The following is a 14,590-nucleotide window of genomic DNA, read 5'->3' as shown; positions in this document are numbered from 1 at the left end:
CCTGATGCCAGGGCTGACGGACAGGGTGATCAGCCGTATCGGCGCAGTTCGTGGAAGAAGTCGTCGATGAGGCGGAGGTGTCCGGCCCTGGCCACTTCGTCGTAGACGTACTTGCCGACAGCGAGGTCGAGGACACCGAGTCCGAACGGCGAGAAGATCACAGGCCGGTCGGTCGGAAGAGTGATCCTTCCTGTCATGACATCGTTGAGGGTGCCGTCCAGGAAGCCGCGGTTGCCGACGAGTTGCTCGGCCAGGTGGGGAGAGGTGTCGGCTTTCAGACAGTGCTCGACGTCGTCGACGATGTTGGCCGAGCCGAGCAGGATGTCGGGGGCGAGATCGCGCAGCGACACGTGCAGGACCACGGGATGGTGGGTGAACCACGCCGGGTCGGTGACGTGGGGCTTGCCGGCGACGGTGGCGAAGACCACCAGGTCGCTGGAGCGGATCAGGTCCTCGGCGCTGCCGTGGTCGACGACCTGGCCGGTGGCGCCGGATTGCTGCAGATAGCCGCAGAAACCGGCGGCGCTGTCGGCGGACACATCGTGCACACCGATGGTGTCGAAGGTCCAGCCGGTGCCGGCCAGGAAGGTGTGGATGTAGCGGGCGATCAGCCCCGTACCGAAGAATCCGATACGGGTGGGACGGGGCCGGGTGCGGGTGAGCCAGTCCGCCGCCAGCGCAGCGGATGCGGCGGTTCTGGTGGCGCTGATGATGGAGCTTTCCAGACAGACGAACGGATAGCCGGTGTCGTGGTCGTTGAGGATGAGGACCGCGGAGGCTCGGGGCAGGCCTGCTTCGACGTTGGCGGGGAAGCTGGAGACCCACTTCAGGCCGTCCACGCGTACCGGCCCGCCGATGGAGGCCGGCAGCGCGATGATCCGGGCTGTGGGGCGGTCGGTGAAGCGCAGGAAGTACGACGGGGGATTGACCGAGTCACCGGCGCCGTGCAGCCGGTAAGTGGCCTCGACCAGTTCCACGATCTGCTTCTCACGCCCGGCGAGCGCCTGCTGCACCTGTGCACCGGAGATCACCGCGAAGGACGGCGCCGAAGGCGGATGGGAGGCGGTGCCCCCGGCGGTGGCGGGGGACGTCACAGGATTCATCGCTGACTTGCCTCCGGGGTCGGGAAGCCGTCGGCCAGGCGCTGGGGCTCGGCCATGGCGACCAGCACCTGGCGCTCCCCTGTGTAGGCCTCTCTGCTGTGGGCGGTGCGAATGTTGTCGACCAGCATCACGTCACCGGCCTGCCAGGGCTCGCGTCGGGTGTGCTCCTCGTACGTGGTGTTGAGCAGTTGGACGATGTCCTCGCCGATCGGGGTGCCGTCTCCGAAACGGGTGTTGAACGGCAGTCCGTCCGCGCCGTAGACGTCCACCAGGTACTCGCGGACCTCCGAGGCAAGCGTCCACTCGTTGAGGAAGGCGATCTGGTTGAACCAGCAGCGCCGGCCGGTGAGGGGGTGCCGTACCACCGCGCTGCGGCGCTGCCGCGTGCGCAGGGACCCGTCGGGCTGCCAGGCGAAGTCGATGGCCTGGGCGCGGCAGTACTTCTCGATGGCAGCGTGGTCGTCGGTGCCGAACGACTCCGCCAAAGACGCCCCGATCTCGTCGTTGTAGCTGCGGGTGAGCAACCAGCCCTCACGCTCGAACCGCTCGCTCAACGCGGCGGGCAGCGCCTGGAGCACATCTTCCGCGTCGGCCACCGCGGTCGCCCCGCCTTGGCCGGGCGCGCCGAGACACGCGAAGAGCATCAGGCCGGGGACCTCGAGCAGGTAGCTCAGCTCATGGTGCATGCACATCGGCTGGTTGGCCGGCCAGGTGGTGGAGGAGTACAGCCCGGGGGCGTAGGTCTCCCGGGGGGCGAAAGCCTCCCGCTCCGTCATCAGGGCACCGGCCAGCTTCGCGAAGACCGCACCGACCTCATCCGGCTCCCGCAGCCCCAGACCACGGACGAGAACCACTCCGTGCTCGGTGACCAGCGCCCGCAGCGCGTCGCGGTGCTCGGCCGCCCAGCTGGACGCCTCGACAGGGGCCTCGACACGCAGGATCGGCGGCTTTCCCGATGGCATTTCCACTTCAAGCGTGGATGCCGGGGATGAGAACGACATCTCGTTTTCCTTTCGTTCGTCACCGTGGAGACTCAAGGACGTTCAGGAAGGGGCCGGCAATTCGACGGCGCTCAGTACGGCCTGCGCGGCTTCGGCCGGACGGGTGCGCAGGAAGTAGTGGCCGCCGTCGGCGAGCTCGCGCAGGTTCACCTGCTCGGCCAGGACCTGCCAGTCCTGGTGGCGGTCGGGGAAGTCGTCCGTGTTCGGGTCGTCGGCGGCGACGACCACGGTGACCGGCGCGGAGAGCTTTACCGACGGCGGGGATTGAAGGACATCGGCGAAATAGCGGTGGGCGGAAACACAGTCGTGCCGGTAGGCGGCCCCGATCTGCTCGGCGTGCTGTGCGCTGATCTCACCGAGCTCGGTGTAGCCGCTGTCGGCGCTCAGCTTCGCGGCGATCTCGGCGCTGCTCTGCCTGGTCAGTTCGGTGATGGCGGCGCGCCGGTCGTTGGCGGTGCCGAGCAGCTGCGCGCCGAGGAACACCCGCGGTACATCCACGCCGCGCTCCTGCAGCCTCCTCGCCGTCTCCACGGCGGGCGCGGCGCCCGAGGAGTGGCCCCACAGCATGACCCTGGTCAGGCCACGCCCGGTGATCTCAGCGATGACCTGCTCCACGACCTGCGCCATCGGCGCGAACGGCTCGTTACCGGCGGCGATATCGTGACCGGGCAGTTCGACGGCGTAGACCGCCGGCCCGCTGCCCGCCAGGGCGCTCGCCATCGGCTGGAAGTTGACCGCGTTGCCGCCCGCGTAAGGGAAACACACCAGGGCGCACTTCGGCGCACCCTTCGCTTCCGACAGCGGTTGAAGCAGCTCTGGACGCTGCGTCGCTGTGCCGTCGAGGAGCGCGGCGAGGTCGGCGAGTTTCGGGTGACGGGTGATGTCCTTGAGGGACACCGCACGGTCCAAAGCGATGCTGAGTTTCACTGCCGACAGTGAGGTGCCACCGGAGTCGAAGAAGTGGTCCTGCCGTCCGATCCGGTGCCGGGGGACGCCGAGGAGCTCGGCCCAGGCGGCTACCAGCTTCCGCTCGCTCGGAGTGCGCGGGGCGCGGTGGTCGTCCCGCGCGACATCGTTTTCCATGCTCGGCGCGGTCTGTTCGGCCAGCGCCGTCAGGGCCTTTCTGTCGATCTTTCCGTTGGCGGTCAGCGGCAGGCTGTGCTGCCGGTGAAAGGCGGTCGGGACCATATAGGCGGGGAGTGTGGCGTCCAGCTCCTGACGCAGCGCCGCCGTCTCCTGGCACCGACCGGTGTAGAAGGCGATCAGGTGCCTGCTGTCGCCGGCAAGCTCGGCGACGACCACCGCGGCGTCCCGCACCCCGGGAACCCTCAGCAGGGTGTTCTCGATCTCACCGATCTCGATACGGAATCCGCGGATCTTGACCTGGTTGTCCCGGCGGCCGAGGAACTCCAGCTTGCCGTCGGGATGCCAGCGCCCCCAGTCGCCTCCCAGGTAGAGCCGCTCGCCCGGCCGGTACGGATCATCCAGGTACGCCGCCCGGGTTCGTTCGGGATCATTGACGTATCCCCGGCCCACGCAGACCCCGGAGAAGGCGATCAGCCCGGGGGCGCCCAGTGGCACCAGCGACAGCTGCTCATCGACGACGTACACCTGCACGTTGCTGACCGGACGCCCCAACAGCACACGGTCCGGCACCTCGTCCATGACCTCGTGGTTGGTGTCGTCCGAAGTCTCGGTCAGCCCATAGGCGTTGACCAGCCTGATCCCCGGCTGAAGGGCGAACCAGCGCTGGACCAGCTCCCGCTTCAACGCCTCGCCGGTCACCGACACACACGTCAGGTCGGGCAGTTCGCGGGGATACTGCTCCAGATAGGAGACCACCACCTCCAGATAGGAGGGCACGACCTGCACCACCGCGACCCGGCCGCGCACCAGCGTGTCGACGAATCGCTCGACGTCCACGATCACGTCCTGCTCGACCAGCAGTGTCCGCCCGTCCACGAGCAACGCGGCCAGCAGTTGCCACAGTGAGATGTCGAAGCACTGCGGTGCCGTCTGCGCCACCACCTGCCCCGGACCGATCTCCAAGTCATCGATCTTGGCGTACAGGTGATTGAGCATGCCCGCGTGCTCGCACATCGCCCCCTTCGGTTCCCCGGTGGAGCCGGAAGTGAAGTACATGTACGCCAACTGGTCGGCCGTGACCTTCACCCCGACATCACCGTCGGCGTGCTGCTGCGCATACGCCTCCTCGACCAGCAGCCTCTCGACCTCCGGCAGCGTGTCCAGGGCCCGGTCGAGGGCCTGCCTGCTGCCGGACTCGGTCAGCACCATCCGGCAGTCCGCTCGCGACAACGTCGCCGCGATACGGCCGGCCGGAAAATGCGGCTCGATCGGCAGGTACACGCCTCCGGCCTTGAACACCGCCAACACCGCGGCCAGCCAGTCGAGATTGCGCTCGGTGACCACGCCCACCACGTGTTCCCGGCCCAGTCCGCGCGCCAGCAGCGCCCGCGCCAGCCGGTTGGCCCGCGCATTGAGCTCCCCGTACGTCCATGAGTGAGCGCCGTGGACCGCCGCCACCGCCTCCGGATGCGCCCGCACGCGCTGCTCGAACAGCTCATGCGCCCGCCCTTCCGGCAGCTTCCGGCGTGGCCCGGCGAGGCCCTCGATCTGATAGCGCACTTCTTCGGGCGACAGCAGACCCTGCCGCGTGTGCTCGGCGTCCACGTCAGTCGCCATCGCGCCCAGCGCGGCCAGGTGATAGCCGCCGATCCGGGCCGCAGCCTCGGCGTCGAGCACGTCCGTGCGATACCGCGACAGCATCACCGGGCGCCCGTCCCGATCGCACCAGCCCACCCTCAGCACGGCGCCGTCGACCAGCTCACCATCGGTTCCGACGGGGTCGAACACGAACTCGTACGGCGGCTCCGTCGCCCCCAGCTCCCGTCGCAGCTCCTCCACCGGAAACTCCCGATGGGCCAGCAATTCCGCCTCGACGCCGCAAGCGCTCAGCACCAACTGGCGCCACGACCCGGGTGCGACGGACAGTCGGCACGGCAGCGGACCGTCCACCGGCGCGGCGACGTAGCCCGTCACCACTTCCTGCTCGCCCGACAGCGCGGCCAGCACCTGGGCGTGAGCGGCGAGCAGCACCGCGCTCACCGGCACGTCCAACTCCACCGCCAGTCCGCGCACCGCTTCGAACACCTCGCCCGGTACCACGGTCTGGTGCACGGCCATACCCGCCACCGGCTCCCGCACCCACCGTGGAACGGGGGTGGAGCCACCGGCGGCCAGCACACCGCTCCAGAAGTCTCGGTCCGCCTGCACGTGCGCTCCCATCGAATGGCCTTTCTCAACCCGCCGACGCCGCAGCGTCGTTCGTCGCGGACGTTCCTACTGCCGTGGCCGAGTCCATGCCGCGAGGTTGCGTCGCGGCATCCGGGATCTCCGCGGCGGGGTTCCCGCCCCACCGTGCGTCCGGGGGGACTTCCTCACCTTTCATGAGGAAGGAATCGGATTCCATCTCGGCTCTGTCACCTATCGTCACGCCGTAATGCACGTGCGCGCCGACCCCGAGGGTGCAACTGGCGCCGAGAACGGTGTAGTCCGACTTGAAGGTGCCGTCCTCCTGCGAATGGCATTGGATTTTGCTCCCGCTGTTGAGCGTGCAGTCATCACCGATGGTGGCGAGCGTCCGCTCCGTGATATAGCACCCGTCGTCGAACACCCTGCTGCCTATGCGTACCCCCAGCATCTTCCAGATCATGTTCTTGAAGGGGGTTCCGTTGAAAATGTTCAGGTATTCGTCCGGCACCTTCCAGATGCGCTCCTGGAGCCAGAAGATCGGGTCGTATATGGAGCACAACTGGGGGCGCAGCGGGCGGAAGGAAGCGACGCAACGCTCCACCAGGACGTAGTAAAGGGCGGTGAATGTGAGGGTGAGTGCCAGGAACCCGGCAATCACCACATGCTCGAGCGCACCGTACAGGGTGAGGGTCGCGAGGCCGAGCGCCGTGAGAGCGACGGTGTGAAGCCAGCGCAGGAGCAGGAAGAGGGCCATGGAGCGGAGGTTGTAGCGGTTCTTCGCGGCGAGATGGCGGCGTAGTTCGTCCCCGGTCCTGAGATGGTCGAACCGGGAGTCGCGCTCCACCGACCGGGGAATCTCGAAGGGCGGTGAGCCGAGCAGCCCGACCCCTTGGCGCATCTCACCGTCGAGGGGAACCAATACCTTCGTCGCAAGCAGGCAGTTGTCACCTGTCCTGGCTCCCGCCGGAAAGGCGATGTTGTTGCCCAGAAAGTTGTGCGGACCGATGGATGCCCGGGACACCACGAAGGATGTGCTCGAGTAGTCCGCATTGATGATGGAGATCCCGTCGGCCACCATCGTTCCCCTGCCGACGGAGGTCAGAAACGGGGTCTCGTGCTGCAGTTCCGTGCCGAAGTTCGACCCGGTCTGCTCGACCTGGGACAGGTCGTATCCGATGCGGCGAAGGTAAGGGACGATGTAGGAACTGTCGCCGAGGAGCCAGGCGAAGAACTTCAGGTTCGTCATCCTGGATATCGTCCGGTGTGTCGCGTAGTGGAAGCCGTAGAGCGGATATACCTTGTCGGGCTCGACGACCAGATTCAGCAGCCGTGGAACGACGAACACGACGGCAATGCCCACGACGACGGAGCCGAAGAACAGCAGGGCGGATACGGCCATCGCGTCGAGGAGGAACTCCAGCGAAATGATGTGAGCCGCCTCGCCGCTGAACCACTTGCCGAATGCCGGAACCTCGGTGACGAGCATGTACACACCGCCGACCGCCAGCGGCATGTACAGGAAGAACAGTTGAAGCAGGGTGAGCAGGCCGAAACCGAACCGGCGCGGCGCGCCGCACGGAGCTGGTGCGACCCTCACGTAGTCGGTCTCCGTGGCTTGCGCCGGGGACCCGTGCCGGCGCTCGCCGTCCGGGATCGCTTGGCCTCGGTACAAGGCGGACGTGTGACCCAGCTGAGCACCGTCACCCATCGACGTGTCGATATCGAGGACGGTCTTTTCGCCTATGTACACGTCCCGGCCGAGCGTGACCCGTCCGGTCTGGATACGCCCGGCTTGCGCTCGGTAGCAGAGGAAGGACGAGTCCTTGCGGATCACCGTACCGGCGCCGATCGTGAGCAGGTCGGCGCAGACCGGGATGGAGGGGGAAAGGATCGTGACTCTTTCGCCGATCCGCGCGCCGAGCGCCCGGAGATACAGCACATACAACGGGTTGCCGACGAAGAAGATCATGGGGTTGGCGTGGAGCAGCACCTTGACGATCCAGAAGCGCAGATAGGTCGGACCCCAGATCGGGAACTCACGGGGTTTCCAGCGTCCGATGAGGATCCATTTGGCCATGATCGGGAAAGCGCAGAGGGCGAGGAAGCCGATGCCGGCGAACAGGACCGATCGCAGATAGATGCCGAGGACGCCTGAGCCGGCGGCAACCCACTCATAGCCCCGAGCGGTGACAACGCCGGTGACGAAGGAATACCCGAGGAAGAACAGCAGTTGCATCGTGCCGCAAAGAACATAAGCCGGCGTACTCGCCGTTGTGATCGGTGTCGGCGACACCTTGGGCTCAGTTGTCGACGCCGGAAGCGATGAATCGACGGCGGCGGGTGAAGCCTCCGCGAGAGCCGCGGCCAGGCTTCGGATCGTGGGGTTCCTATAGATGTCCTTCATGGACACGGACGGAAGATCCGGTTGCTTCCGGATCCGTGCACAGAATTGAGCCATGACCAGGGAGTTGGCGCCGAGGTCTTCAAAGAAGTTACTTTCCGCCGCAATGCGTTCGGTGCACACAACGCCGGCAAGTACTTCGGCAAGTCTCCGCTCGGTGTCTGTCGTCGTCGGGTCGGCACTCTCACGCCCGGCGACCCAGGGCTCGTCCGGCCCGGGTATCAAGATGTCGGCAGACATCTCTTCCATTCGAGCTCCTCGATGAAAGGCCGACACCATTGGCCGGCGACGGCCGGTCCGGCGTCCTCGCTGGGCAATGGCCGAACCACCCGTTCCGAAGGCTGTGTGACCTTGCGCTATTGCCTGATCACGAACCATCCGCTTCAGTCTGGATCGGCCATCGGCGGGTTGCCACTCGAAGGCGATCACGACGATAGGCCAGAAACGCCCGCCAGGCCGGTACTCCCGGGCTTCTCCCCACCACTGGGGGAAGCGAGCACGTCACCCGAATGGACGTTCGCTCCAGCAGGCGAGGCGTCGAATCAGCTCCGCGGCACGTCGCCTCGGCGGGTTCAGGAAAGAGAGCCTCCCGCTTACGGCGTTCATGGCGGCCGTGGTCGGCTTGACGGTCCTGTTCGGCTTCGCCACGAGAGCTCCGGCGGCCGGGTCACCGCATTCGTCCACGGCGGTACCGCACTCGCCTGACGCTCTGCCCGCGCGGACATTGCGGCCGGCCACCGGGGGCGCAAGATTGATCTCATGACGGTCGAGGGCATCGTCGAGGTGGCCATCGCGTCGGGGTCGAGATCGGCGTGCACATGGCGGCGCACGTCGATGGCGAACTCTCCATCGGCATCGCCCCGGAGATCATCTGTCGCGCGGGCCGTTCCTCCCGCCGGCCAGGCAGCCACGACACAGACATCACCGCGGACGGCATCGCCACCGCCGCGCACCCCGGTGGCCGTCATCGGGACCGCCGACGGCGTCCCGCCCCCGTATGCCCGTACCTGGCGGCCTGTCCCTCTACCGCACGCCCTCGGCTGGGACCGCTGCGTCGCCCACCTCGGACCCCGTGCGACCCACGCGAAGAAGGAGGCCCCACGATGACCGCATCCCGTACCACCGATCGCGCCCGCCTCGGCCACAGACTCCGCTATGCCTACCGGCACCCCGACCGTGTCGTGCCGTATCTGCGCCGGCTCGGCCGCGACTGGAGGCTGCGGCTCACGGCCCGCGACCATGTGGCCTACTACCGCGCGGTGATGAAGGCGGACACCGCCAAGAGCCCATCGGCCGCGGTGGGGAGCGCGACCGAGGACCGGTGGCTCGCGCTCGGCGAGATGCAGTTCGACTATCTGCTGCGGCACGGGCTCGCCCCCGAGGACCGCATGCTGGAGATCGGTTGCGGCGGTCTTCGCGCAGGGTGGCGCTTTATCGAGCATCTGGACGTCGGGCACTACCACGGCATCGACATCTCCCCCGAGATCCTCCTCGCGGCGGGCGACACTCTCGCCGCACGCGGGCTCCAGGCGAAACTCCCCCACCTCACCCTCGTCCGCGATCTGCGCCTCTCCGCCCTGCCCTCCGGGTATTTCACGGTGGTGCACGCGCACAGCGTGTTCTCCCACTCGCCGATCGAGGTCATCGACGAGTGCCTGCGCCACATCGCGCGGGTCATGGCCCCTGACGCGTTCTTCGACTTCACCTTCAACCGCACGACGGGGAAGGAACACCACGTTCTGCGCGAGGACTTCTACTACCGGGTCGAAACACTGACCGAGCTCGCTGCCTCCCGCTCGCTCTCGGCCCGCCTCATGGAGGACTGGGAGCAGTTGCCCCACAAGCAGTCCAAGATCCGCGTCAGGCGCGGAGACGCCTCAGGCACCCAGGAAGTCGGGACCGGCGAGCGCCTGCAACGATGACCGAACGGGGCGGTCCGAGCCGGGCGCGGGCCGGCATGACGATCACGGTTTGCGGTGTCCCGCGGGCGGGCGCAGGGTGAACACAGATGCAGGCCCACCGGGCCGCACCCCGCCGGATCCGAGAGGACAGCGATCCTGATGAGCAAGGGCACGGCCAAGGCGACACAGCTGAAGGGCAAGCTCAAGGAAGCCCTCGGCAAGGCCACGGGAGACAAGTCCATGAAGCGGGAAGGCCGGGGCGAAATGCTGAGCGGCCAGGCGCACGAGCTGGCGGAGAAGGCCGCCGAGCAGGTACGGAAGATGAGAAGGCACTGACCCTGGAGCCGTCGGGTGAGTCGTCACTGCTTCTGGGTGGCGGTCGCAGGCCAGGGGCGGCTGGGGCGAGAAACGCCGATCGCGGAGCGGTTCCAGCGCCGCGACCACCGCCGATCGCGGAGCGGTTCCAGCGCCGCGACCACCGCCGTCCGCCGGATCGCGTCCGGTCCGCCGGCGCCTGCGACGTCGGGTCTGCGCACGACGGTGGGCTCGCGGCAGGCAGTCGGCGCCGAACAGCGTGCCGACCTGCCGTCCGCTTGTGTGCCTCGCCGGGGAAAGTCCAGGACGCGCCCAGCGCATGCGCCAGGTCCGCACCGAGTCGGCCCGCGGTGAGCGGAGCGGGCGACCGGGCGACCGGGCGACCGGGACAGTGTGCCGCGCAGCCGCCGACCGCGGCGTGCAGCCGACGCGCGAGCGCCTCGACGCGGTCCAGCCGAAGCCCAGGCGGTGGTAGCAGGCGCCCCAGAGCTCTATGGACGGACGGTCCATAAATGACGGGAGACACCCCCATGGAAGGCACCACCGAAACCGCACCACGCGTCGCCATTGTCACCGGCGCCTCCGGAGGCATCGGCCGCGCCATCGCCGAACGCCTGGCCGCCGACGGCCTCGCCGTGGTCGTGCATTACGGCCACGACCAGTCCCGCGCCAAGGAGGTCGTGGCCGCCATCGCGGGTGCCGGCGGGGTCGCGACCGCGATCGTCGGCGACGTCGCCGACGAACCCCAGATGACAGCGCTCTTCGCGAAGACCGCACAGCTGTACGGCGGTGTCGACGTGGTCGTGAACACGGCCGGCGTCATGCTGCTGGCACCGATCGCAGAGCTCGATCTTGCCGACTTCGACCGCATGCACCGCACCAACGTGCGCGGGACGTTCGTCGTCTCCCAACTGGCCGCCCGCACCCTGCGCCCCGGCGGCGCGCTGGTCAACTTCTCCACGTCCGTGACCCGGCTGCAGCAGCCCACCTACGGCGCCTACGCCGCCACCAAAGGCGCCGTCGAGGCGATGACGTTGATCCTGGCCCGCGAGCTGCACGGCCGCGATGTGACCGTGAACGCCGTTGCGCCCGGCCCGACTGCCACGCCGCTGTTTCTGGACGGCAAACCGCAGGAGATCATCGACCGCATCGCGGCCCAGTCCCCGATGGAACGCCTCGGCACCCCGGCCGACATCGCCGAAGCCGTCGCGTTCCTGGCCGGGCCGGGCCGCTGGATCAACGGCCAGGTGCTCTACGCCAATGGCGGTATCGCCTGAAACCCGCACCATCGAACCGACCCCGACCGCAGCGGTCGGCAGGTCGCCATGAGAGCAGAACAGCGCGCGGCCGCGGGGCCGGTCGGGCGGGTCGGGCGGCTACAGAATTTTTTGGCACCCTCACGCGTTGATGCAGCCAGAAGGCATGGGATGCCGACGGTGTGCGAGCCGAGCAGCGCGAGCGACCGAGTCGACGGATATTGGAGGGGCCGGAATGGCAGCGCAGACACAGAGGGCCGTGCTGGCGGGCGGATGCTTCTGGGGGATGGAGGACTTGATCCGCCGGCTGCCGGGCGTGACGGCGACCCGGGTCGGATACACCGGGGGTGACGTGCCGAACGCGACGTACCGTAACCACGGGACTCACGCGGAGGCCATTGAGATCCTTTTCGACCCCGAGAAGACCGACTTCCGCGCGATCTTGGAGTTCTTCTTCCAGATCCACGACCCGAGCACCAAGAACCGCCAGGGCAACGACATCGGTCTCAGCTACCGCTCGGCGATCTACTACGTGGATGACGAGCAGAAGCGGATCGCCGAGGACACCATCGCGGATGTGGACGCCTCCGGACTGTGGCCGGGCAAGGTCGTCACCGAGGTCGAGCCGGTCGGCCCCTTCTGGGAGGCCGAGCCCGAGCACCAGGACTACCTGGAGCGTTACCCCGACGGCTACACCTGCCACTTCCCGCGCCCGGGATGGCGGCTGCCCGCCCGCACGGAGGGCTGACCGCACCCCGGGCGGTCCCGTCCGGAGGTATCAGTCGATCACCGCGGCCCGCCAGGTCTCCTCGTCGGCGTCCAGGAGCGCCGCGACGAGGGCGGGGTCCGGCAGCGGGCCGTGGTCGGCAGCGACCCTCAGGGCCGAGGCCGCGGTCAGATGGCCCAGCCGCAGGGCGCGGTCCATGGGCAGCTGCCGCAGCAGGCCGCTGAGGAATCCGGCGGCGAAGGCGTCGCCGGCGCCGACCGGTTCGGCGACGCGCACGGTCAGGGCGGGCACGCTGTGGGCGGCGGCCCCGACGAAGGCGGTGGCGGCGCGGTCTCCGTCCTTCACGACGAGGACGCGCGGGCCGGACAGGAGGTCGCGGACCCGTTCGGCGTCGGTGATCCCGTCCCCCCACAAGGCCTGGGCCTCGTCGAGGCCGACGAGGACGATGTCGGCCCGGTCCGCGAGCGGCCGCAGCACGTCGGCGGCGGAGCGGCCGGCCCACAGGGCGGGGCGGTGGTTGACGTCGAAGCTGACGGGCCACGGGCGGTCGGGGCGCAGCGCTTGTTCGACGAGGGCGCGGCAGCCCGGCGACAGAGCGGGGGTGATGCCACTGAGGTGGACGAGCGCGGCGCCCGCCACCGCCGGGTCGTCGAGCACGTCGGGGGTGAGGGCCGAGGCTGCGGATCCGGCGCGGTGGTAGTGGACGCGGGTGCCGCGCGCGCCCGGGTCCTTGAGCAGCAGTCCGGTGGGCCGCTCCGGGTCGGTGCGGACACCGCTGACGTCGACGCCGCCCGCGGCGATCCGGGCGCGGACGCGGCGGCCGAAGGGGTCGTCACCGACCGCGGAGACCCAGCGGGCGGGGATGCCGTGGTCGGCGAGGTAGAGGGCGACGTTCGACTCGGCGCCCGCGATGTCCACGCGCAGCAGGTCGGCGCCGTCCAACGGCCCGAGGGGGTCGGGGGCGAGGGCGGCCATGGTCTCGCCGACGCAGACCACGGGGCCGGGGCGCAGTGGCCGGTGGATGCTCATGGCGGGCTTCCTAAAGTGTGTCGGCGCGGTCCGCCGGGGCCGGAACGGAGGGGACCGCCGGGCGGTACGGGGCGGCCGGCATGCCGGGGACGTCCACCCGGACCGCGAAGACGGCGCCGTCGAGGGGTCCCGGGGCGGCCAGGCCGATCTGCGCGCTGGTGACGAGGAGCGTACGGCCGTCGGAACCACCGAGGCAGAGTCCCGCGGGCTGCCCGGCGGGCAGGTCGACGATCCGGTCGAGGCTGCCGTCGGGGCGGTAGCGGTGGACCTGCCCGGTGCCCCAGACAGCGGTCCACAGGCAGCCCTCGACGTCGGTGGTCATGCCGTCGGGGCTGCCGGAGCCGAGGGTGACGAAGGGTTCCGGGGTGCCCGGGTCGCCGCTCACGGGGTCGACCGGGTAGCGGCGAATGACGCCCCGGGCGCTGTCGGCGAGGTACATGACGGTGCCGTCGGCGCTGAAGGCCGGGCCGTTGGGGATCGTGACGTCCCGCAGGACGCGGGTGACGCGGCCCTCGCGGTCCAGGCGGTAGAGAGAGCCCGCGTCCTCGGTGGCCTCGTACGCCATGCTGCCCGCCCAGAAGCGGCCGTGCGGGTCGGCGACGCCGTCGTTCATCCGCATCGGCACGGGTGCGCCGTCCTCGGGGCGCGCGATCCAGTCGACGCGGCCCTCGGGGTCGATGCGGCAGATGCCGGTGCCCGCAGCCGCGATCCAGTGGCCGGGGCGCCCCTCCACCGGTGCCACGGCGCCCAGTGGGCAGGGCAGTCGGGTGATCGGGGCGAGCGGCGCGTCGGGCCCGTCGGGCAGGGCGAGCAGCCGGCCGGTGAGGATGTCGGTCAGCACGGCGCGGCCGTCCGTCCAGCGGATGCCCTCGCCCAGTTCGAGGCGGTCGGTCCCGAGCACCGCGGGGGCGGTCATGGGCGGGCCTGCGTGCGGACGACGTCCAGGAACGCGCGGGCGCGCTCGCGCAGGGCGGTGAGGTCGCCGCCCTCGGCGGCGTCGCCGATCAGGGGCGAGCCGACGCCGACGGCCGTGGCTCCCTCGCGCAGGTAGTCGGCAGCGGCCGCCGCGTCCACTCCCCCGACGGGTACGAAGGGCAGGTCCGGGAAGGGGCCGCGCAGGTCCCGCAGATAGCCGGGGCCCCCGGCGCTGCCCGCCGGGAAGATCTTGAGGGCGTCCGCGCCGAGCCGCACCGCCTGGAGGATGTCGGTGGGCGTCATCACTCCGGCGAGTACGGGGAGTCCGAGTTCTCGCCCGGTGGCGATGCCGTCGCTGACCGCCGGGGAGACGAGGAAGGCGGCCCCGGCCTTCTGGGCGGCCCGGGCGTCGTCGGGGCTGAGCACGGTTCCGGCGCCGAGCATCGCGTCGGGGCCGAGCGCGGCGCGGGCCCGCGCGATGACGTCGAGCGCGTCGCGCCCGGAGAGGGAGACCTCGATGAGGGGGACGCCCTCCTCGGCGAGGGTGAGCACGGTGGTCAGCGCGGCGTCCGGGTCGCTGCCGCGGACGATGGCGAGCAGCCGGTGGGCGCGCAGCTCGGCGAGCAGGTTCATCCGACATCCCTTCTGGTGATGGGGGTTCAAGCCTTC

11 protein-coding genes are annotated in these 14,590 nt (G+C 69.4%); 4 read left to right on the top strand and 7 right to left on the bottom strand.

What is annotated here, in order from left to right:
- Nucleotides 1–29: 29 nt before the first annotated feature.
- The 4 genes from sbnB to AB0D57_RS13560 are packed head-to-tail and all read right to left on the bottom strand — an operon-like array spanning nt 30 to nt 8,027.
- Nucleotides 30–1,103 carry a 2,3-diaminopropionate biosynthesis protein SbnB gene (sbnB, locus tag AB0D57_RS13575; protein ID WP_362071196.1) on the bottom strand — a complete coding sequence of 358 codons (1,074 nt, stop codon included), beginning with the start codon at nt 1,101–1,103 and terminating at the stop codon, nt 30–32.
- Nucleotides 1,100–2,104 carry a TauD/TfdA family dioxygenase gene (locus AB0D57_RS13570; protein WP_362071194.1) on the bottom strand — a complete coding sequence of 335 codons (1,005 nt, stop codon included), beginning with the start codon at nt 2,102–2,104 and terminating at the stop codon, nt 1,100–1,102. The genes sbnB and AB0D57_RS13570 overlap by 4 nt, the downstream gene beginning before the upstream one ends.
- 42 nt (nt 2,105–2,146) lie before the next feature.
- Nucleotides 2,147–5,410 (bottom strand): amino acid adenylation domain-containing protein, encoded by a 3,264-nt coding sequence (locus tag AB0D57_RS13565; protein WP_362071192.1) that lies wholly within the window; start codon nt 5,408–5,410, stop codon nt 2,147–2,149.
- Nucleotides 5,411–5,423: 13 nt separating this feature from the next.
- Nucleotides 5,424–8,027 carry a Pls/PosA family non-ribosomal peptide synthetase gene (locus tag AB0D57_RS13560; protein WP_362071190.1) on the bottom strand — a complete coding sequence of 868 codons (2,604 nt, stop codon included), beginning with the start codon at nt 8,025–8,027 and terminating at the stop codon, nt 5,424–5,426.
- A gap of 854 nt (nt 8,028–8,881) precedes the next feature.
- Here AB0D57_RS13560 and AB0D57_RS13555 point away from each other — a divergent pair.
- From AB0D57_RS13555 to msrA, 4 genes are all read left to right on the top strand, one after another.
- A complete protein-coding gene (locus AB0D57_RS13555; protein ID WP_362071188.1) occupies nt 8,882–9,700 on the top strand; it encodes a class I SAM-dependent methyltransferase in 819 nt (272 codons plus the stop codon).
- 138 nt (nt 9,701–9,838) lie between these two features.
- On the top strand, nt 9,839–10,015 hold the full coding sequence (locus tag AB0D57_RS13550; RefSeq protein ID WP_362071186.1) for a CsbD family protein: 177 nt from the start codon (nt 9,839–9,841) through the stop codon (nt 10,013–10,015).
- 491 nt (nt 10,016–10,506) lie between these two features.
- Nucleotides 10,507–11,271 carry an SDR family oxidoreductase gene (locus AB0D57_RS13545; protein ID WP_362071184.1) on the top strand — a complete coding sequence of 255 codons (765 nt, stop codon included), beginning with the start codon at nt 10,507–10,509 and terminating at the stop codon, nt 11,269–11,271.
- Nucleotides 11,272–11,485: 214 nt separating this feature from the next.
- The gene (gene msrA, locus AB0D57_RS13540; RefSeq protein WP_362071182.1) at nt 11,486–11,998 is read left to right on the top strand and encodes a peptide-methionine (S)-S-oxide reductase MsrA; all 513 of its coding nucleotides are present in this window, start codon (nt 11,486–11,488) and stop codon (nt 11,996–11,998) included.
- Nucleotides 11,999–12,028: 30 nt separating this feature from the next.
- On the opposite strand, the gene AB0D57_RS13535 is transcribed toward msrA, so the two are convergent.
- From AB0D57_RS13535 to AB0D57_RS13525, 3 genes are read right to left on the bottom strand one after another with little or no spacing between them, the layout of a single operon-like run.
- Nucleotides 12,029–13,006, bottom strand: coding sequence for a sugar kinase (locus AB0D57_RS13535; RefSeq protein ID WP_362071180.1), 978 nt, complete (start codon nt 13,004–13,006; stop codon nt 12,029–12,031).
- A 10-nt stretch (nt 13,007–13,016) separates the two neighbouring features.
- Complete coding sequence (locus AB0D57_RS13530) at nt 13,017–13,922, bottom strand: SMP-30/gluconolactonase/LRE family protein (RefSeq protein ID WP_362071178.1); 906 nt, start codon at nt 13,920–13,922, stop codon at nt 13,017–13,019.
- Entirely contained in the window at nt 13,919–14,554 is a 636-nt protein-coding gene (locus tag AB0D57_RS13525) for a bifunctional 4-hydroxy-2-oxoglutarate aldolase/2-dehydro-3-deoxy-phosphogluconate aldolase (protein WP_362071176.1), read from the bottom strand. The genes AB0D57_RS13530 and AB0D57_RS13525 overlap by 4 nt, the downstream gene beginning before the upstream one ends.
- Nucleotides 14,555–14,590: the final 36 nt, after the last annotated feature.

Origin of the sequence: Streptomyces sp. NPDC048275, assembly GCF_040652275.1 — a bacterium.
GTDB lineage: Bacteria > Actinomycetota > Actinomycetes > Streptomycetales > Streptomycetaceae > Streptomyces.
This window is presented reverse-complemented; position numbering and strand designations above follow the sequence as displayed.